Source organism: Mesonia ostreae (assembly GCF_031845265.1).
In the GTDB taxonomy this organism is placed as follows: Bacteria; Bacteroidota; Bacteroidia; order Flavobacteriales; family Flavobacteriaceae; genus Mesonia; species Mesonia ostreae.
Genome location: NZ_JAVRBG010000009.1, coordinates 127743 through 147260, shown reverse-complemented (window position 1 = coordinate 147260; position 19518 = coordinate 127743). Strand labels below are relative to the sequence as shown.

Here is a 19518-nt window from a genome sequence, read left to right as displayed (position 1 = left end):
TTATATACAGAACCGAGTAAGTTACGAAGGAGAAAACAATTCAGCTCTTAAAGCTCCTTTAAAATCATACAAAAATGTTATAATGAGTTAAAAAATATTCCAATTAAAAAATTTTATAGAATTTTAGCGCACTAATTAAAGATCATATTTATATACTATGCAAAATCACTTTATTCAGGTCAATAAAAACTCTAAGTTTTTACTGATTTTTTCAAGCATTTTTTTGTTTTTATCCTTCGGCGTTCTAGCACAAGAAAAAAACAAAGAAATTTCTAAAACCATATACTTTACGGCAAACACAGGTCTAGAGAAGCAGTCAAAATCTGATGAAATTCTTCAGCAAATTGTAGAATCATCTCAGCAAGATGAAGATGCTGCCATTGTAATACTAGGAAATTTGACTCGGGAGATTGGTTATCCTAAGAACGAAGAACAAAGAAAAAAAGAAGAAAAATTTTTAAAACAGCATTTGCTAGATCCTTTAAAAGGATTTAACGGAAATATTATTTTTACTCCAGGTAAAAATGAGTGGAATAGCAAAGGCGGACATAAAAATATAGATGATTTAGAATCTTTTTTACAAGATAATAGTGAAGCAAAATTTTGGCCAAATGATGGTTGTCCTATAGAAGGAGAAGAATTAAGCGACGAAACGCATTTGGTAATGGTAGACTCTCAATGGTATATCGAAGACTGGGATCACTATCCTTATATCAATAACAAATGTGAATATAAAACGCGTAGTGCTTTTTTAGCTGAATTTAAAGATGAATTAAAAGATAACCAAGATAAAACAATTATCGTAGCGGTTCATCATCCCATTATGAGTGCCAACCGCAAAGGTTTTTTTGGGAGAATGGGTGGTTTTTCTAGTCAGGAATTTTATAGCAATCAAATGCAAGCGCTTGTGGAAAGATTAGAAACTTTAGCGAGCCAGTTTGAAGATGTCATTTTTGTTTCGGGAAATCATAAAAATTTACAATACCTAGCAGACGATGGAATCCCACAGATTATTAGTGGTGCTACAGGAAAAACAGAAAAAACAAGACCCGAAGAAGATAAAGGTTTCTTTGGAAGCGAGGAAAATGGTTATGCAAAATTAAGCGTGTATAAGGATGGGAGTTCTCAAGTAGATTTTTACAATTTGGAAAGTAGCACCATTCCTATTAACAGGAATACGATTAAAAGAGAAAGAGCTACTATTGAGGAAGTAGACTACCATCAAAAAAGTGAATTTGGAAAAACCTATATGGCTTCTGTTTATACGGAAGAAGAAGTAGATAAATCTGGATTGCATACCTGGGCTTGGGGAGATCATTACCGTAATGTTTATGGTAAGAAAATTGAAGTTCCTGTATTGTTTTTAGACGACCTTCCAGCAAATCCTAAAGCGATATCAGCCGGCGGTGGTAATCAATCTAGATCATTAAGACTCCTAGATGATAACGAAAATGAGTTTACGCTTAGAGAGATGAGAAAAAGTGCGGTTAGATTTATCCAATCCAGCATTGAAAATCATTATGTGGTAGACTATATGAAAAATACGGTTGCGGAAGATATCGTTACCGATTTTTATACCACGGCACATCCTTACGCCCCGTTTGCGGTAAACGGACTTTCTAAAAGTTTAGGTATTCTTCACGCCAATCCTAAAATATATTACGTTCCTAAACAAATAGGTTTAGGTAGATTTAACGAATCTTACGGGGATAAACTATACATGATAGAAGAGCACGTAGGAGACGAAAATAAAGATTTTGAAACCTTTGGTGCTTCAGAAGATATTTTGAGTACGGCAGATATGTTGCTAGAATTGCAAGACAATAAGGACGCTAAAATAGACGAAGTCGAATATATAAAAGCTCGTATTTTTGATATGCTTATTGGGGATTGGGATAGACATCAGGACCAATGGCGTTGGGCAAAATATGAGAGAGATGGTAAAGATATATATCAAGCAATCCCAAGAGATAGAGATCAAGCTTTTCCTAAGTACGATGGCGTTATTTTGAGCTTACTAAAATTGGGTGTTCCTCCTTTAAGAGCCATGCAAAAATATGAGGCAAACCTCAAAAACTCTAAGTGGTTTAATGTGGCGGGCTATCCTTTGGATAAAAATTTTATCAAAACTTCTAGTTGGCAAGAATGGGAGAAACAAGCACTTTTCATTCAAAATAACTTGAGTGATGAAGCTATTGAAAGCGCTTTCGCGGAATTACCTAATGATGCGCAAGATGAAAGTATAGAAAAAATTAAAGAAACTCTGAAGCAAAGAAGAGCTAATCTAGTGTCTATTGCTAAAGACTATTATACTTACTTTAAAAAATTCGAAACGGTTATAGGAACCAATGAAGACAATAAATTCTTAATTACCAGAAAAGATAATGGCATCACCAAAATTGAAATTAGAGAAGAAGATGAAGTTATTTTTTCTAACGAATACAATTCAAGAGAAACCAAAGAGATTTGGGTTTATGGTTTAGATGGCGATGATGAATTTAAAGTAGTTGGAGATGGAAACAAACTCATAAAATTAAAAATTTTAGGAGGAGAAGAAAATGATATCTATGATTTTGAAAGAAAAGCCAAAACTAAAGTGTACGATTATAGGTCGAAAAACAACACCTTACAAAATGTAGGCTCTAAAAGATTAACCGACTCCTACTCTATCAACAATTACGATCCTAATAAAAAAATCTACACCAATAATGTGATTTTGCCAAGCATTGGCTTTGATCCAGATGCAGGTTTTAAAGTTGGCTTAACCGATACATTTACTACCTATGGTTTAGTAAGAAATCCATTTACAACCCAACATACTTTAACGGCCAATTATTTTTCGGCTACGCAAGGTTTTGAAGTCGAATATTACGGAGAGTTTGCACATATTTTCTACAATTGGAATTTTGGCTTAGACGCTAGAATCACCAGTCCTAATTACTCCATCAATTTCTTTGGTATTGGAAACGAAACTAGTTATGACAACGATACAGACAAAGATTTTAATCGTGTACCAATAAAGCAATGGCACGTTGCACCCTCTTTAATTTATAAAGAAAGTGAGACGGTTACCGCTTATTTTAAGCCAAGCATAGAATCTTATGAAGTAGACAATTCTTACAATGATTTTATTGGAGAATATTATGCCGAAGAAAACGATGTTTTTGCAGATCAAATGTATGTAGGTGCAGAAGTAGGCTTCAACTTTAATAATAAAGGAAATATGATTGGTTATCCAAGAAGAGGAATGGAGCTAGATTTAAAAGCAGGATATAAATCGAGTATCAACAAAGATTATGATAATCAATTTACCTATTTAAATCCGACGGTTTCTTTCGTTTATCCTATTCACGAAAGTGGCGTTGCTGCGGTGGCAACTAGGGCGAGTGCAAATTTTGTATTAGGTGAGTTTGGAGAGGATTATGAATTTTATCACGCTGCAACAGTAGGTGGTAATGAAAGCTTACGCGGATTTAGAAACGATAGATTTTTAGGAGAGACTTCGTTCTTCCACAGTACAGATTTACGATTGGGAATTGCTAAAGTAAGAACCAATTTTATTCCGTTGCGAATTGGAGTAACTGCGGGATTTGATTATGGTAGAGTTTGGATAGATGGTGAAGATTCTAACAAGTGGCACAATAGCTACGGAGGATCTGTCTTTATTAACGGGTTTAGCGCCTTTACTGCCAATGTAGGTTATTATATGAGTGATGAAGATAACCGACTTATGTTTATCTTAGGATTTAGGTTCTAAGTGATAAATTATAGTATTTGAAAGCTTCAGGTTTACGCCTGAAGCTTTTTTTTTGATTTCATATCAGCATTTTATTCAGAAGAAATTACACTCACCTAGGATGACACCTCTAAAATGCTCAACGCTAAATTTTTACACGTAGTTATTTCTACCTCCATCGTAAAATAGAAGTTTTTTTTAATTTTAGTTTTATATATTTATACATTAGTGTTCGATTAAAAATTATGTGAAATTGATTTTCTCATTAAAAGTATGAGATGTATGAAGATTTTAAAATGGATATCTTGTTTTTTGAACATGATTTTTATAGAGAGCGAGAGAATATTTTTATTTTAAAATTCTATTGTCTATTAATTAGTTACAATTAAGTCTTGACTCTTGTTTCTATAAGCGCACGCCCACTTCGGAACGGGCGGATGGCGGCTCGCCCAAATGTGCCACTTCGGTACGCGAGGTCTTGGCTCTTTATGGGACAACAATGCCTTTTATAGGCAGAAACTAAAACATAAATAATTATTTAATTCCTAAAATCATCATTTATGAAGAAAACAATTCTCTTACTAGCATTAGCCATAGCGATTAGCGCTTGTAAAAATCAGCAAGAAAAAAAGGAAGAAAATCCTACTACACAAACTAATGAGAAAGAACCTAGCATAGAAGAAATGGCTATGTATAACGGGTTAAAAAGTGAAGCTTGGAACTTTTATCAAGAAGAATAATATGTAAAATCAGGAGAAAGATATAGTGAAGCTTTTGAGGTTCTTGGCAAAAAATCTGAGACTACAGACAGGTACAACGCGGCTTGTTCTTGGGCATTAGCCAATAAAGTAGACTCTTCTTTTGTACAGTTGCAGAAGGCTGCAGAAGAAGGGAATTACATTAATTACGACCACATTACTACAGATTCTGATTTGGACAATCTACATAGCGACAAGCGTTGGGATAAAATTCTAGCACAAGTAAAAGCAAATAAAGAAAAAGCAGAAGCCAACTTAGATAAGCCTCTTGTAGCGACTTTAGATACTATTTATGAAGAAGACCAGAGTTTAAGAAAACAAATTAGGGATGTGGAAGCTGAATTTGGAAGGGACTCTAAAGAGATGAAAGCGCATTGGGCTAAAATCATAGAGAAGGATTCTATCAACTTAATTAAAATTCAGAACATATTAGATGAACGCGGTTGGTTAGGATCTGATGTGATTGGTAGACAAGGAAATTCCACCCTATTTTTAGTGATACAACACTCAGATTTAGAAATACAAGAAAAATACCTTCCTATGATGCGAGACGCTGTAGATGAAGGAAATGCTAGAGCAAGTAGTTTAGCTTTATTAGAAGACCGAGTGGCCTTAAGAAAGGGAGAAAAACAAATTTACGGAAGCCAAATAGGAAGAGACCCAGAAACTGGAGAGTTTTATGTTTCTCCGCTAATCGATCCAGAAAATGTGGATAAACGAAGAGCAAAAGTAGGCCTAGGTTCTATTGCTGATTATGTTTCTAACTAGGATATGACTTGGGATGTTGAAAAACATAAAGAAAGAATGGCAAACATGGAAAATGAAAGTAAAATGAAATAGCGTTTTTTACACTCTCCTCTTTAAAAACAACACATAAAAAAAACTGCATATAAAGTATATGCAGCTTTTAGTTTTTTAAAATTAAGTCTTATTTTAAACGCATCATCGCTTTAGCATTTACAAATTCTTTCATTCCAAATCCTCCGTGTTCTCTTCCGTAACCAGAATCTTTAACTCCACCAAATGGCATATTCGGCTGTGCAAGTCCAAAGGAATTAATGAATACCATACCCGTATCAAAATGATTTTTAGCCAGTTCAAAAGCCCTGTCTTCATCTTTGGTGAAAATTCCACCTCCTAATCCAAACCGACTCGAATTGGCTACTTTAAAAGCTTCCTCCTCATCTTTCACTTTAATTAAAGCGGCTACAGGTCCAAAAAGCTCATCGTCATAAGCAGGTTGTCCTGAAGATACATTCTCCAAAACCGTTGCGGGATAGTAATATCCTTTTACTTTTGGAAGTTCTCCTCCGCATAAAATCTTAGCTCCATTTTTTACACTATTTTCAACTTGTTCGTGTAATTTTTCTCTTAAATCTTTTCTAGCCATAGGTCCCATTTTAGAATCTTTCTCTTTAGGATCGCCATATGTAATGGACTTCATTTTTGCTACATATGCATTTTTAAATTCTTCATACACCTCTTCTACTACTACAAAACGCTTAGCGGCAACACAAGTTTCCCCATTATTATAGATTCTTCCATTAACGCAAGCTTTTACTGCAATATCAATATCGGCATCTTTAAGAACAATGTATGCATCATTAGAACCTAATTCTAATACAGTTTTCTTTAAAGCCGCTCCTGCTTTTTCACCAATTACCTTTCCTGCGTCAGGACTTCCAGTTAGAGTAACGCCACGTACTAACTTATTTTTTATAACATCATCAGAAGCATCGTGGTCAATTATTAAAACTTTAAATAAGTCTTTAGGTAAACCAACTTCCCCTATCACTTTTTCTAACAACAAGGCGGTTCCCGTCACATTTACCGCATGTTTTAAGAGAACAGCATTTCCTGCCATTAAATTAGCAATCGTATATCTCATTACTTGATACACTGGGAAATTCCAAGGCTGAATTCCGTAAATAACGCCGGTAGGAGAATATGAAATAACACCTTTCCCGCCGTTAGGTAATTCTCTCTGCTCATCTTTTAAATTTTCGGGACCATTCTCTGCCGTCCAATTACAAATTTGAGTACATAAGTCAATTTCTTGTTTACTCTGTTGCAGCAACTTTCCCATCTCATCGGTCATTAAATGAACCAATTCCTCTCGATGTTTTTGAAGTGCCTCTCCTATTTTTTTAATATAGCGAGCTCTTTCCTTGGGTGTATTTTTCTTCCATTCTAAAAAAGCATGATGACAAGATTCGATGGCATTCTCAGTTTCTTCAGAAGTCATATAAGTATATGTTTCAAGAACTTTTTCGTTTGCTGGATTTGTTGTTTTAAATGTATTTGACATAGTATTCTATATTTTTTCATTAAAATTAAGAAAGTTTAGAACTAAAATTCCCAATAAAATGTTATTAAACAATTATTTAGGAAAATAATAGTTCCGAAAAAGAGTATGTTGAAAGAGCATTTGAATTGTTATTTCTGAAATAAATCAGAAACATAAGCTTTGAAATTGACTTATATTTAGCTTGTAAATCACCACTTCAACAGAATACTATGCCACGGAATTTTTTCGGAAAAACATAACTTCTTTAGCTAAAATACGCTTTTAGATGCTTCAAATACTCTTAAATGACTTAGCTGAATCGCTGGAAGGAGAATATCATTCAGTTATTTGAGATTGAATATCAACCAATTATTTTTTTGTATTAGCTGATGTAAACTTTAATTCTATATTAAAAAAACTAAAAAAAAGAACCTTCTATTTCTAGAAGGTTCGTACTACTTACTTTTTTGATTCCGCAATCGAAACTTTACGGAATTCCTTTAATAATTTTTCTAAGGCTAATGAAGATTTTCTTGCTCTTGTTCCTGCTGCTTTATTACCGTTTTCTAATTGTGTGGTAGCATCACTTTCAAAAGATTCATAAGTGCTTTGCATGTTTTCAATAAGTTCTTTCATAATATATGGTTTAAATTAAATTTAAAAGCGAAAATATAATTATTCCGCTTAAATCCCACTTATCCTACACATTAAATTATAACAATGCGTTTGTATATTAGTGCTTTTCCTTAAATTTATCAGTTTTTCCTTGCCTTCCCTATTTATCTGGGTTATCCTGCAAAATTTCTACTGATGCTTTCCCTTTAAAACTATTTTTTCCAGCATCCAAGATTAAAAAAATCACTTGAGTTCGCAATTGCATCTTTAACATTCTCTACACTGTTTTTTTATCCCGCATAGATTCTAAATTTTTCTCATCTCTAAAAAAATCAGATGCTTTTGTCTGGGCAGAAATTTTATGTGCGAAAATATTCTGGGAGAGTTCAAATAAATGAGCTTCAGTTTCAAAGAAATGCATCATATAACCGCCAGTATTAACAAAAGTTACGATATCCCCTATTTCAGGTAGTTTGGGGAGCGTAATTTTTCTTTTTAATATAAAATCTCGCTCCAAACAATAGGCTCCCGTAAAATAAACTTCCACCTCATTTTTATTTTCGCTTGGACGCGAGTAAGTTACTATGGGATCTAACAAAAAATCTGCACTAGAACTTGTCATCTGTGTCATATTCATTTCTAAACCTATCAAATTATTCCCATTCGCATCTTGTTTTCTATGCGCTACTTTTGCCATGGTAATCCCTACTTGATCTAGTAAACTACGTCCTGGCTCCAAACGCAATTCAATGTCCATTTCTTCTAAGCGTTTAAAAACCGAAATATTTTCTTCATTTTTAACTTCTAAAACGCTTTTTATAAAATTTATCTTTGGCATTTCATTGTAGTATGGATAAGTCGCTAATTTGCCTTCAACTTTATTATCTCGAGCTATAAAACCCAAACCATTATTGTTATATGTGATAGGGTCTCGGTTACCTAAAACTGCTTTTTTTAGCTCATCCTGAAAAAGGTCCCACTGTTCTTTACTCTTCAAGTAATTGATTAAAATGCCACCTCCAATGTCAATAAAACTAGCATTAAAATGATGCTTTTTCAAAGTTTCAATTAGGTCTAAAGTTTGATGCAGCGCAGCTCCGCGTTGTCGGGTATCGTAACCATCTAGATGATAATGAAACCCGGTAAAATTCATATATTTTTGAACATTTTTACTATCAAAAAATTGAAGTATAAAATCTTCCACCTGATCTATATCAAATCCGAATCTACTTCTTAACTTTTTATTGTCGAACTCAAATCCGCTTATGCGTAATCCTACATTAGCTTGCTTATCTTCTTCTTGACATATATTATAAATCAGCTTTGCTTCATCCCGATTGTCTATAATAATTAATACTTCATGCTGAATCGCAAGACGCAATAACTTCGTGTTTTTTATGGCGGCTGTAAGCACTAAATCTTCAGCATTTATTTGTACATCTAAACACTGTTTTAATTCGGCATAGCTGGCGGTGTCTACTCCTATTCCACTTTTAAAAGCCGCACTTGCTAAGCTGCTGCATTTATTTGCTTTCCTAGCGTAAAAAATTTTACTTCTGAAATTATACTGCTTAAAAAACGATACATATTCTTCAATATTTGCTTCAAACGATTGCAAATGATGAATATTTAAGGGAGAATCATACGTATCTAATAAGTCTTTCTGCAGCTGAAAATCGTTCACTACATATTCCATCCAAGGAGAAACAATTGGTTCTAAAATTGGAATTACATTTTTCATAACTAAATTTTTATTTTTTTATAAGCTCACTAACCTTTTGTGCCCACAGGCTGGCGGTATCATTTCTTTTTCTAGACAAGGTATCGTTGTCAAATAAGACTCCCTCCGTAGGCGTTCCATACAAACAAATATTAAGGTTTGGAATACCCTTTTCGTCTAAAGGATTTCCATTTTTATCAATCATCAACGTATCTGCAAAATTAAAATTAAGCATTGATGTGTGGAACCTAAAAATAGTTTCTGATTTTTTTTCGGTAAAAAGCACTTCAGAATTTTTATCATATCCTCTAGGAATACGCGCATCTAAAAGTACATCAAAAGAAACTCGGTTATGGTTTAAAGTCAAATAATTTTTGCCATTTACCTCTTCTACATTTGGGTTCTTGGCTAATGTAAATTCCAAAATATCTCGATCTGCAAGAGCTAACATCTTTTTAATATTTTGTATGGGCGGACCATAAGAAACACGGTTAAAAAGCGAAAAATAGGTTTTTGTAAATTTCGCCTTAGAATTTGCAGTTAATCTATTATTGGAATACAGCGTATTAAAGTCTCCACTTAAATTTTTCCATGTTCCTGCAGCTGCTACAAGCGGACTATCTTTTCTTTCTAATTCTTCCAACCACATTTTCCAATACTCTAGTAGTTCTGAATTCAGTTTCTTCGGATTAAATTTAGGATATAACAAATCAGTAGCTTTAAATTCTTTCTCTAAAGGATAAAGATTATGAAATTCGTGAATTTCCTCTTTTACCTCTTCAAAAGGCTGATCTAGATATAAATTTTTACCATAATTTTTAAAAACTTGAAAATAATATTCCCCTACCATATCTTGTTTAATGACAGGAAGCAACTCTTTTTCGAAGTCAAACACTTTTAACTGAGAATCAAAACTATTTATATATCGTTTAAAAAGATAACTCTTTTGAGGTCCTGAAGGATGCGGATTTCTAGGAACTATAGGAATTCCTGAAATGGAAAAAGGATAGATCTTTAAAGGCTCTTTCCCCGATTTTTCATACTTCCATTCTTGCTTATTTTTAGAATCAAATTCTCCACCTCTACCTTCCGTTAGGGCTAAAATAGCATCTATTGCAGTTAAACCCATCCCCTTGCAGGCAATGCTAGCATTGGGTAGAATAAAATTCAGTTTCTCGTTTACAGGATAAATAAATGGAATATTGTCTTGCTTAGGATAAGGTTTCTGCAACTTACTAGAGATACTTGGAGAGTGTCCCGTTGTAATTAAGAGAGAAGAGAAACACGGACTTTTCCAATTTTTACGATCTGTTTGTACGGAATATTTTTCATCTATATTTTGAATAGATAATACCTTCGCCAAATGCTTATGGATTTTAATATTTTTGGGAGAACTTGCACAAAGCTTTGTGAAATAATGATGAAAATAAGCTCCTACCTCTTTCCTTGAAGCTATAGCGTAATCTACTTCTTCCGCAGAAGTTTTGTACTTATTTGCCTGCCATTGTGAAAACGATAAAATTTTAATTAGGGCTGGTGGCTCTTTAGGAGGTTCTAATGATATATAAATATTGGGATAATTCATTTTCAAATAATCGGGTTGCTTAGGATCATAGATCCAACCGGTTGCAAACAAATTAGTAGCATTAAAAAGATGAATTTCAATACTTGCAAATTTAATCGATTTGAGGTTTGCAAGTAAGCGCTCAAAGCCAAAAAGACCCTTAGAACCTAATCCTACAATACCAATATGAAATGTGGCTTCCATCACGATATACTATATTCAAACATTCTTTTTGCTGAAATGTTCCTCTCTCCATACAGGATTGTAAATCGTATCCATATAACGCTCTCCGCGATCGCAGAGAATTATGGCAATTTTGCTTTTTTTAGGTAATTTGCTAGCGATTTTTAATAAAGCAGAAACAATACCGCCAGAAGATCCTCCCGCTAAAATACTTTCTTCATGAAGCAGAGTATCACAACCTTGTACACAATCCCAATCGCTAATATGCACTACTTCATCTACGCTATCTTTATTTAAAAATTGCGAAGGTAAACCAGCCCCGTGACCTGGAATTAATCTATTTTCTGAATTTTGTCCAAAAATCACACTGCCCTTTGCATCTACCGCAATAATTTTAGTTGGTAAGTTATGGGTTTTAATATATTTTGCGCATCCCATTAAAGTACCGCAGGTACTGGTAGATACCAATACATAATCAAATGTGCCTACTTCTGTATTTGCAATTTCATGCATGGTTTGATGATGAGCCTTAGGATTGGCCTCATTTCCATATTGATTAGTCCAAAATGCATTTGGATTTTTATGTAATATCTCTTGAACCCGTTCTAACCTCGCAGCTAAAAAGCCGCCATTTTCTAAAGGTTCTTCAACTTTTTCTATTTGAACGCCGTATGCTTTTAAAATCTTGAGCGTATGTGTATTTGCCTTAGGATCAACGACAATTATGAGAGGTAATTTATAATAGTTACAAGCTTGAGCTAATCCAATGGCCATATTCCCACTGCTACTCTCTACTAATGTCGTGTTGGCATGAATTGAACCGTTAGCAAATCCATCTTTAACAATAGAATGTGCTGTTCTATCTTTTATACTCCCTCCAGGATTAGAAGATTCTAGCTTTCCATAAACTAATAAGTCAGTTCGCTTAGAAATTCTAGATAAATGCACTAATGGAGTATTACCTATTACTTCTAGCACTGAATTAGCCACTTTGCTTTCAGAAATAATTTTAGATTTGGAAATAGAAATCATCTTATTTTAAACTATTTTTTAAATAAATGTGTTTTGAATCTTTATTTTTTTGTTGAAAAATTTGCCTGTTTAAGATGAAGGATGAACCCATAATCTGGCAAAATTAAGAACAACGTTGCTAAAATAGTATATATATTATTTAAGAACAAGTACTCTTTATACCACGTGCTTTAACGTGTTAATCTTTATTGCAAATGGATTAAAAACAGAAAATATTATCTCAATTATGGGTTCAAATAGCAATAAATATTTATACAATTTCTAGAGGAAAGGCAGTTTCGCTACACATAGTCATCGAAGAATTTATGAATAGAAACCTGTAGCCTTCATAAAGTAAAGATAGCCTTACAACACTTCTAAAAATTTTATAGCTTACTCCGCCTTTTTTATTTTCTCATTCGCCCACTTTTCTTCGTCTTTAGAAGAATCGAGATTCTTCTGTTTCCATTGTGCTCGTGGGGTATGATTTAACTTTATATACATAGGAAAATGATCTGATCCTATATGTTTTTCTCTAGCCATTTCTATAAGCGTAAAATCGCTGCTGTGGAATACGTGATCTAAAGGCCAGCGCAGAAGTAAGTAATTAGCATTGTAAGTATTAAAAAATCCTCGTCCTCTTCTTGGATCCATCAATCCGCTAATCTTCTGAAATATTTTTGTGGTTCTGGACCACGCTACATCATTAAGATCCCCAAATACCAAAACCAATTCTGCATCTTTATCTATTTTTTTTCCTATTAGTAGCAATTCAGCATCTCTATTTGTTGAAGTTTTGCTTTCTGTAGGGCTTGGAGGTCTTGGATGCAAACAGTGAAATGTGGCATTTTTTCCATTAGGTAACTTTATAAGACCGTGAATGGAAGGAATATGATCTTTAATAAGGTATTTCACTTCGGTTTTCTCTAGAGGAAATTTAGAATATAAATGCATTCCGTAAAGATTATCTAAAGGCACTTTAACGCTGTACCCGTAATCATCTTCTAAAACATTTAGCGCCTTTTCCCAATTTTTATCTGACTCTAAAGTTAAAAAAACATCTGGATTTCTCTTTTTGATTAAACCTATCAATTGATCATACTTATCGTTTGATGTTAACACATTACTTACTAAAATACTGATTTCATTATCATTTTTTGGCCCTCTATATTTTAAAACTTGTTTTTTCCAGAAAACAGTATAGGGAAGAATATACCAACATTGATAAATAAGACAGAGACATAGCGTACCAATAATTAGAAAGGTATACCATTCGTTAAAGGGATATGCCCATAAGCCTAATCCTATGTTTAAGACAATTAGTACACTAATTTGTATTCTGGGAAAATCAAAATCCCTTACCCACCAATAATCTAATTTTGTAAGAGAGGCTAAAATAGGGAGACATATCAATAAATTTAGAATTAAAACGATAACCTCAATATAATTCATACAGTTGTTTTGTGAAATTTATTTATTATGGCAATATTTTAACTATCAGCTGCAAAAATAAAATGTAAATTTAAAAAAATAAAGATTTATGAAAAAGGAAACCCGTAAAGCAATTAGCACTATTTTTAAAATCACAACAATTGCACAAATTGGTTTTTATGCCTATGTGTATTATATGAAGAATAAAAATCGCGCAAAATAATTGCTAGTAAAATTTTGCTCAAACACCTGTATTTTAAACAACGTTTAAAATACAGGTCCAAAATTATATTAAATATCTAGATTTACCACAGTATTCTCCCATAACATAAACATATATGTAGAGAATTGATAAGCTATTTACTAAATTTATTTTCACGACCGCTTTAAATTATCTCTCTACTGCCATTTTTTGTTTCCAAAATTCTTTACATATAGAGACAACTTTCGCTAAATATTTTTAATTGCGGAATTTCTTCGGATATGTTTGCGCGAATCTTTAACACTATGCAATACAAATTTGAAATCCATTTTCAAAATTACAGTGCGAATCATAGAACTACCCTAAATTTCTGGATGTTTTAAACTATCGATTAAAAAAAATATTTTTCAATTTAGTCCACATCGTCTTAGCTGAAGATTCTCGTTTTTCTTCACTTGCATTATACTTCTTTTCCGTTGTTTTGTCTGCTACAACGTGCTTTTCGTTTTGTTCTTCCTTATCCATTATTATCAGGTTATTAAATTTTATAATAAAAGATAGACAGATTCTACTTAAAAAGAACTTGCGTTAAACAATTTTTAACTTTAACTTAATTTCACTTCACTTTTCTATAATGATTTTTAGTTATTGGTGTTGAAATATAAAGTAGAATAGGAAAATACTTAAAATGAATATAACTGTTTCCAATATTTAACAGTTTAAACTTTACCTCTCCCTAATAAAATTTAATTTCATTGGATTGTCTATTACTGGATTGTATATTTCTGAAATTGCTATGTGCGACATATTTGAATTAATTTTAGATGAATATCGAACTATGATTAGCATAATAGCTTTACACATTTCATGTCTTAAATTAATACAGAATGTCGGCAGAAAAGGCTTTGAGAGAAATTTCTTATAAATAATTATATAGAAAAATATCGTTCTTTTTCGCTGTATCCGATTAGTGGAAGCATTTGAGAAATTATAGCCAGTGTTATTGGTGCTAGAGAATGGCATATGTAATTTTGTTATCAGTACTTACTCCCAACAATTGATCGTAATGAACTCTATCTGCAGCCCTTCATAGTACGCGGCATCTTTCGACTCAGTTATATGGCCACAATGAAGTTATACCAATAGATTCCTTAACGTACATTACCAAATTTTAGTAACATGCGTACAAATTTAGTGATATTTTATGTGAAGAAAATTATCTATTCATCAAGTTCTATCCAATTAAGACTAGTAAACACATCTTCAATAATACACATATAAATTTCTCATTTTATTTTTAATCCAGAAGGTTATGTTAAGTATTCATAAATAAATTATTAATTATTTATTAAATTCATTTCATATATCTGTCAGTTGTTTTAATTTTCAGTAAGCAAAAAGAAATATCATGAAACATCATACAGGAGAAAAAAATCAGAATAATAAAGAGGAAGTTAAATCCATTCAACGCAACATCAACTTTAGTAATGTAGGAGCAATAATTCTAGGAATAGTGATTATAGGAGTAGCTATACTTACCTTAGGAACTTATTTTTTCGATTGGTTTTAAAATAATCCGCTTAATAAATTTAGAGTAAAAACACTTTATTAATTATATGCCTATTTTGTTATAAAAAAAATGGAAAGAGTGGTTCACTTTTATCATAATTATCCAGTTTTGTGAAATAATACAGCACATATGGTAAAAGTAATTTTAATTTTTTTAGGACTATTAATACAAGCGGTGGTATTAGTAGATATTTTTAAAACCATTATCTATATTAACGGTGCGGGATTCTTGTCGAGTACCGTTTCTAAAGGTATATGGCGCCTTTTTTACAAGATTTCAGGCGGTAATGGAGAGCGGAAAATTCTAAATTTATGTGGACCTATCATATTATTGGTTTTTCTTTTTATGTGGATAAGCTTTATCTGGTTGGGATATAGTTTAATTTATATTTCAGAACCAAGCTCTGTAATTAGTAATACAACAGGAAATTCAGCTTCTCTAGTCGGAAAGATTTACTATGTGGGTTACATGCTCACTTCCTTGGGTAATGGTGATTTTCGAGCTGGCAGTGGTACTTGGCAAATTATATCGAACATCATGGGATTAAATTCTATGATTTTTATCAGTTTAGGAATTTCATATCTCTTACCAGTTCTACAAGCGGTAATTGATAAGCGAACTTTAGCTGTACACATAGATAAATTAGGCTCTACACCTGCTGAAATTATCAAAAACGGTTACAATGGAGATGGTTTTGAACCCCTTTATCAACGCTTTAGCAACTTAGAAAGTCTTTTGATTAAACACGGAGAGCGGCATCTGGCCTATCCCATATTGCATTATTTTCATGCCAATAAAAAGGCTCACGCGATTTCACTTAGTTTGGCCGTTTTAGATGAAACCATTTCTATTCAAGAAATTTATAAAATAGACGATTCTCCTAAAAATTATCACTGGTATATATTAAAGGGTGCGCTTGATAATTTTTATGAGCGACTAGATTGTAGCTTCATTATTGCCGCTCAAGAACCACCTCCATTTGATTACAAATCGCAATTATCTAAAGAATTTGCAAATAAGGTAATGGCAGATCCTATGCTAGAACTAGGTAAGATATCTGATCGTCGGAAAAAAGTATTAGGTTATATTCAAAATGATGGTTGGACCTGGGACGATGTAATTATCCCTAGAAAGGAAAAAGACAAATAATAGGGTTTTAAAAATTTAATGTGAACTATCATGATTGTAAATAAAATAAAAGACGGTTATGTAATCATCTATCAAGCGGCTCACGGATTGCTAGCTAGTAAAATTGCCTCTCATTTAGATAAAGCATTGCGTCCTAAGAATTGGTTAGATTTGCAACAAGCTGTGAACTATCACGATGATCTTCAATTAAGTTTTTCCGAAAAAAATCATCTATCCAAAAATGGAATTCCATTAGATTTTACCAATAACAAAGATCAGATTACAGATCTCATTACGCGAATGGATCGCCTTACACAACAGGCCTTAAGAAAATCTGGTTTGATTTTTCTAATGACTATAGAGCATCTAAATTTTTTAAACCAATCAAGAATTCCCAAAAGCAAAATGCTTCGTAATTTTTTTGAGCAACAAAAAGTTCTTCAGCAAGAAATGATGAATATTTATCAACTTACTAAAGATGATGTTTTAGAAAAATATGAATTATTAAGATTTTGTGATAGACTTTCATTGATCTTATGTAAAAATGAAATACCAGTAATGGGGAGAGAACTGGAAGTTAATACCTCTATTGATGGTAAAAAGTATTTTATTTCGGGGCGTAAGAATGGCAGTTTAACCGTAAAACCGTGGATCTTCGAAAAAGAAAAATTTGTATTGAATATTGAAACGAGAATATTAAATCAAGCCAACTTTAAAAGTGAAAGCTATTTTAAAAATTGTATTGAAAATGCTTTACCAGTCATTCAAAAGTTTCATTTTGTAAAATAGAACTAAAAAAATACAGTTTTAAATAAGTAACACTAAAATGATTTTTTCTAATATGCTGAAATTAAAATTTATATCCAAAAAAAAGGTCTGCAGCACCAAAGCCTTCAGACCTTTTTTATTTGTTTGAGATATGGAAACCTAAATAATTTCTTATATTCTTAGTTTACTGATTTAAGATTTCATAGTGAATTGGTTTAAAGCTCCCATTATTACTATCTTCCGCAGAACAAGCGGTTAATGCTACAATTAAATTCATTTGAGCTTCTAAAATCATATAATCTCCCCCTTTGCTAAGAGGAGCTTCAACGCTCAAATTGCCTTGCATATCCCACTGTACATTCATAAAAATGTTGAACGCAGTAGGTATATCATCTTTCTCTATCCCATGTTCTTTCAAGCTTACATACAGATTTTCGAAACAGCTTGGGTGATAATCTGGATTATCATACATAATTTGAAAAGTTTCTGGACTACAAGGAGCTAATAGAAAATCGTTTCTACCATTAGTATCCTCTATAATTTTCATCATTTTGTTACTTCGATTCGACCAAAGGAAATTTCCTGTAGTAATGAGTAAATTTTCCTCAAAATCTAAGGTTTTTCCAGAAGACAATTTTTCTCTAGAATCTTCCAGATTGAACAATACCATATCACTTACTTGCTCTCCTTTAGGATCAATCACTTTTAGGCGTTGGCCCTTGTTCAGCAAAAAGGCAACTCCGCTTTGTTTTTTTATTTCACAAATCATGCTCTAACTTTAAATTAATTATTTTATTTCTAAGCGTTTTTTATATAAATTCAGAAGCATATTTCTTGTTATTTTCAACTAGCTAAGAAACCTATACTCTATTCACCCAGTTATATCCAAACTTTACAAAATGCGTCACTCACAAATATCAAAACTATCTCAAACATAGCAAGTAAAAAATTACCTGTCAATTAAAAAATTATATTTTTAAATTTTACTGTGGTAACTACTTATTTTTTATGCTGAAATGGACACTTCCAGTCTTGTTCTACCTTGCGCCCACTGTACTGCTTGGCTTCAGAATCTTCTCCAAAATCTTCTAACATAGGGTTCATATCACCTTGTAATTTTATATCTCTTTTTCTGATACGATCTCTTACTTTATGATAAGAATTCATTTCTCTTAATTTTTCAAACTGACTGTGCAGGTTAAATACAATGGTGGGATGAAGTGTTTGTCTAGCCTTTCGAGAAGAATTTTTATGCAGTCCTACCACATAAAAGGCTCTTCCTTTTATGCTAAAACTAAAATTTTCATCCTCAGGATTGGAATTCACCTCGGGATCCCAATCAAAATCATCTGCATCGTGAAGATACTGTAATTGACGCCATAGTAATTTTTCAAATTCTTTTTCAGAGAATTCTTCCGTCTCGTTTGGAAAGCTTGCTATAAAAGTGAAAAAATCGTTAGAACTAAAATCATAGCTTGCAATATACTTTTCCAAATCACTTAGAATTATTTCTATAGCAGATTTAGAACCAAAACCAGCATATTCGTGATAGTCTACCATATCCATTTTAAAAACTGTTTGCGCCATGATGCAAGGATGATTATCCTTTACAATCCACTCTTTAAGTAGCTGGAAGTTTTTATTTTCACTTTTCATCATCAAAGATTTATTTAATCCTATGTTCTACGAAAGCCAAATTTGAACTATAAATAGTATTAGGAATTATGAATAAAACAAATATGTATTGCTTAGAGTAATTGCTATTCTACTTCCACAATAATATCTGTGTTTTTAAGATTTAACTTATTATAGGTGAGTATATTCTTATTATGAATTGTTTTTAAATCTAAGTTCAATGCTTTTAATATCGCATGGGGTGCAGCTGTATTCCATTCCCAAGATTCTTCAAAAAAAGCATATACGTCTGCTCTGCTTTCTGCCAACAACATCCATTGCAACGAGCTGTCCATAGTAATAGTTTCAACATCTCCTAAGGGTTCATAATATTTTTTTGCCTTTGGTGATAAACCTTTAGGTGAAGTTACAAGTCTCAAAGTATCTGTCTTATTCTTGAAAATTTCTAATCGGTGTTCCTTTTCCATGTTTTCATCCATATAAGCTCCAAATTCCTTTCCTCCAAAAAATAATTTATCCAATGCGGGTGCGTATACCACTCCCAAAACAGGCTCCTCCTTATAAATTAAAGCCACATTAACTGTGAACTCGTCTTTATGTTCTTTAAAGGAATCTTGACCATTTAAAGGATCTATCATCCAAAAATAATCCCAATCTTTTCTTTCTTCATAGTTCACCTGCGCTCCTAATTCAGAAAGAACTGGAAAATCACTTTTTAATAATTGATGAATTAAAATTGATTGAGCTTCTATTTTGGCTGCTATAGTTTCTTCGGAAGTAAAACTTTGTGGGTTTTTATGATACATACTCATAAGCTTAATCCCAGCATCTCTCGCTCCATCAATTGCCATAGCCAAATAATCTTTTACATTCATACAGATATTTCTATTTTAAGTTCTTTCAATTTATA

The 19518-nt window shown here is 32.6% G+C and carries 16 protein-coding genes and 1 pseudogene; 7 read left to right on the top strand and 10 right to left on the bottom strand.

All coding sequences use genetic code 11. The annotated features are described in order from the left end of the window. Positions 1–157: 157 nt before the first annotated feature. The 4 genes and pseudogenes from RLT85_RS10440 to RLT85_RS10430 all read left to right on the top strand — a co-directional run bounded on the left by RLT85_RS10440 (position 158) and on the right by RLT85_RS10430 (position 5262). Entirely contained in the window at positions 158–3757 is a 3600-nt protein-coding gene (locus tag RLT85_RS10440) for a metallophosphatase (RefSeq protein WP_311401982.1), read from the top strand. Between the two features lie 539 nt (positions 3758–4296). Further along, positions 4297–4476, top strand: a complete 180-nt coding sequence (locus RLT85_RS10435) for a hypothetical protein (protein ID WP_311401981.1) — start codon at positions 4297–4299, stop codon at positions 4474–4476. An 84-nt stretch (positions 4477–4560) separates the two neighbouring features. Next, positions 4561–4698 (top strand): annotated as a pseudogene (locus RLT85_RS15120) (TPR end-of-group domain-containing protein); the annotation flags it as partial. 6 nt (positions 4699–4704) lie between these two features. Continuing rightward, a complete protein-coding gene (locus tag RLT85_RS10430; protein WP_446221216.1) occupies positions 4705–5262 on the top strand; it encodes a DUF6624 domain-containing protein in 558 nt (185 codons plus the stop codon). A 160-nt stretch (positions 5263–5422) separates the two neighbouring features. Here RLT85_RS10430 and RLT85_RS10425 read toward each other — a convergent pair whose 3' ends face one another. From RLT85_RS10425 to RLT85_RS10395, 7 genes are all read right to left on the bottom strand, one after another. After that, positions 5423–6802, bottom strand: coding sequence for an NAD-dependent succinate-semialdehyde dehydrogenase (locus tag RLT85_RS10425; protein WP_311401978.1), 1380 nt, complete (start codon positions 6800–6802; stop codon positions 5423–5425). Between the two features lie 438 nt (positions 6803–7240). Continuing rightward, positions 7241–7417 (bottom strand): BF3379 family histone-like protein, encoded by a 177-nt coding sequence (locus RLT85_RS10420; protein WP_311401977.1) that lies wholly within the window; start codon positions 7415–7417, stop codon positions 7241–7243. A 256-nt stretch (positions 7418–7673) separates the two neighbouring features. Next, positions 7674–9137 carry a Y4yA family PLP-dependent enzyme gene (locus tag RLT85_RS10415; protein ID WP_311401976.1) on the bottom strand — a complete coding sequence of 488 codons (1464 nt, stop codon included), beginning with the start codon at positions 9135–9137 and terminating at the stop codon, positions 7674–7676. A gap of 10 nt (positions 9138–9147) precedes the next feature. Next, on the bottom strand, positions 9148–10884 hold the full coding sequence (locus RLT85_RS10410) for an FAD/NAD(P)-binding protein (protein ID WP_311401975.1): 1737 nt from the start codon (positions 10882–10884) through the stop codon (positions 9148–9150). Positions 10885–10899: 15 nt separating this feature from the next. Further along, positions 10900–11895 (bottom strand): 2,3-diaminopropionate biosynthesis protein SbnA, encoded by a 996-nt coding sequence (gene sbnA / locus RLT85_RS10405; RefSeq protein WP_311401974.1) that lies wholly within the window; start codon positions 11893–11895, stop codon positions 10900–10902. A 372-nt stretch (positions 11896–12267) separates the two neighbouring features. Then, positions 12268–13326 (bottom strand): endonuclease/exonuclease/phosphatase family protein, encoded by a 1059-nt coding sequence (locus RLT85_RS10400; RefSeq protein ID WP_311401973.1) that lies wholly within the window; start codon positions 13324–13326, stop codon positions 12268–12270. Positions 13327–13891: 565 nt separating this feature from the next. Beyond that, positions 13892–14032: a hypothetical protein gene (locus RLT85_RS10395; protein WP_311401972.1), complete on the bottom strand. Its 141-nt coding sequence runs from the start codon at positions 14030–14032 to the stop codon at positions 13892–13894. Positions 14033–14915: 883 nt separating this feature from the next. Here RLT85_RS10395 and RLT85_RS10390 point away from each other — a divergent pair. From RLT85_RS10390 to RLT85_RS10380, 3 genes are all read left to right on the top strand, one after another. After that, complete coding sequence (locus RLT85_RS10390) at positions 14916–15077, top strand: hypothetical protein (protein WP_311401971.1); 162 nt, start codon at positions 14916–14918, stop codon at positions 15075–15077. A 129-nt stretch (positions 15078–15206) separates the two neighbouring features. Further along, on the top strand, positions 15207–16226 hold the full coding sequence (locus tag RLT85_RS10385; RefSeq protein WP_311401970.1) for a hypothetical protein: 1020 nt from the start codon (positions 15207–15209) through the stop codon (positions 16224–16226). A gap of 30 nt (positions 16227–16256) precedes the next feature. After that, a complete protein-coding gene (locus RLT85_RS10380; RefSeq protein WP_311401969.1) occupies positions 16257–16994 on the top strand; it encodes a DUF3891 family protein in 738 nt (245 codons plus the stop codon). Positions 16995–17157: 163 nt separating this feature from the next. Here RLT85_RS10380 and RLT85_RS10375 read toward each other — a convergent pair whose 3' ends face one another. The 3 genes from RLT85_RS10375 to RLT85_RS10365 form a co-directional block, all read right to left on the bottom strand. Next, complete coding sequence (locus tag RLT85_RS10375) at positions 17158–17742, bottom strand: DUF1989 domain-containing protein (RefSeq protein ID WP_311401968.1); 585 nt, start codon at positions 17740–17742, stop codon at positions 17158–17160. Between the two features lie 230 nt (positions 17743–17972). Next, positions 17973–18632 (bottom strand): guanitoxin biosynthesis heme-dependent pre-guanitoxin N-hydroxylase GntA, encoded by a 660-nt coding sequence (gene gntA, locus RLT85_RS10370; protein WP_311401967.1) that lies wholly within the window; start codon positions 18630–18632, stop codon positions 17973–17975. 101 nt (positions 18633–18733) lie between these two features. Then, positions 18734–19483 carry a 3'(2'),5'-bisphosphate nucleotidase CysQ family protein gene (locus RLT85_RS10365; RefSeq protein WP_311401966.1) on the bottom strand — a complete coding sequence of 250 codons (750 nt, stop codon included), beginning with the start codon at positions 19481–19483 and terminating at the stop codon, positions 18734–18736. Between the last annotated feature and the right edge of the window lie 35 nt (positions 19484–19518).

Coding starts and splice junctions, on each gene's coding strand:
- RLT85_RS10440 (WP_311401982.1), top strand. CDS start 158: ATGCAAAATCACTTTATTCAGGTCAATAAAAACTCTAAGTTTTTACTG.
- RLT85_RS10435 (WP_311401981.1), top strand. CDS start 4,297: ATGAAGAAAACAATTCTCTTACTAGCATTAGCCATAGCGATTAGCGCT.
- RLT85_RS10425 (WP_311401978.1), bottom strand. CDS start 6,802: ATGTCAAATACATTTAAAACAACAAATCCAGCAAACGAAAAAGTTCTT.
- RLT85_RS10420 (WP_311401977.1), bottom strand. CDS start 7,417: ATGAAAGAACTTATTGAAAACATGCAAAGCACTTATGAATCTTTTGAA.
- RLT85_RS10415 (WP_311401976.1), bottom strand. CDS start 9,137: ATGAAAAATGTAATTCCAATTTTAGAACCAATTGTTTCTCCTTGGATG.
- RLT85_RS10410 (WP_311401975.1), bottom strand. CDS start 10,884: ATGGAAGCCACATTTCATATTGGTATTGTAGGATTAGGTTCTAAGGGT.
- sbnA (WP_311401974.1), bottom strand. CDS start 11,895: ATGATTTCTATTTCCAAATCTAAAATTATTTCTGAAAGCAAAGTGGCT.
- RLT85_RS10400 (WP_311401973.1), bottom strand. CDS start 13,326: ATGAATTATATTGAGGTTATCGTTTTAATTCTAAATTTATTGATATGT.
- RLT85_RS10395 (WP_311401972.1), bottom strand. CDS start 14,032: ATGGATAAGGAAGAACAAAACGAAAAGCACGTTGTAGCAGACAAAACA.
- RLT85_RS10390 (WP_311401971.1), top strand. CDS start 14,916: ATGAAACATCATACAGGAGAAAAAAATCAGAATAATAAAGAGGAAGTT.
- RLT85_RS10385 (WP_311401970.1), top strand. CDS start 15,207: ATGGTAAAAGTAATTTTAATTTTTTTAGGACTATTAATACAAGCGGTG.
- RLT85_RS10380 (WP_311401969.1), top strand. CDS start 16,257: ATGATTGTAAATAAAATAAAAGACGGTTATGTAATCATCTATCAAGCG.
- RLT85_RS10375 (WP_311401968.1), bottom strand. CDS start 17,742: ATGATTTGTGAAATAAAAAAACAAAGCGGAGTTGCCTTTTTGCTGAAC.
- gntA (WP_311401967.1), bottom strand. CDS start 18,632: ATGATGAAAAGTGAAAATAAAAACTTCCAGCTACTTAAAGAGTGGATT.
- RLT85_RS10365 (WP_311401966.1), bottom strand. CDS start 19,483: ATGAATGTAAAAGATTATTTGGCTATGGCAATTGATGGAGCGAGAGAT.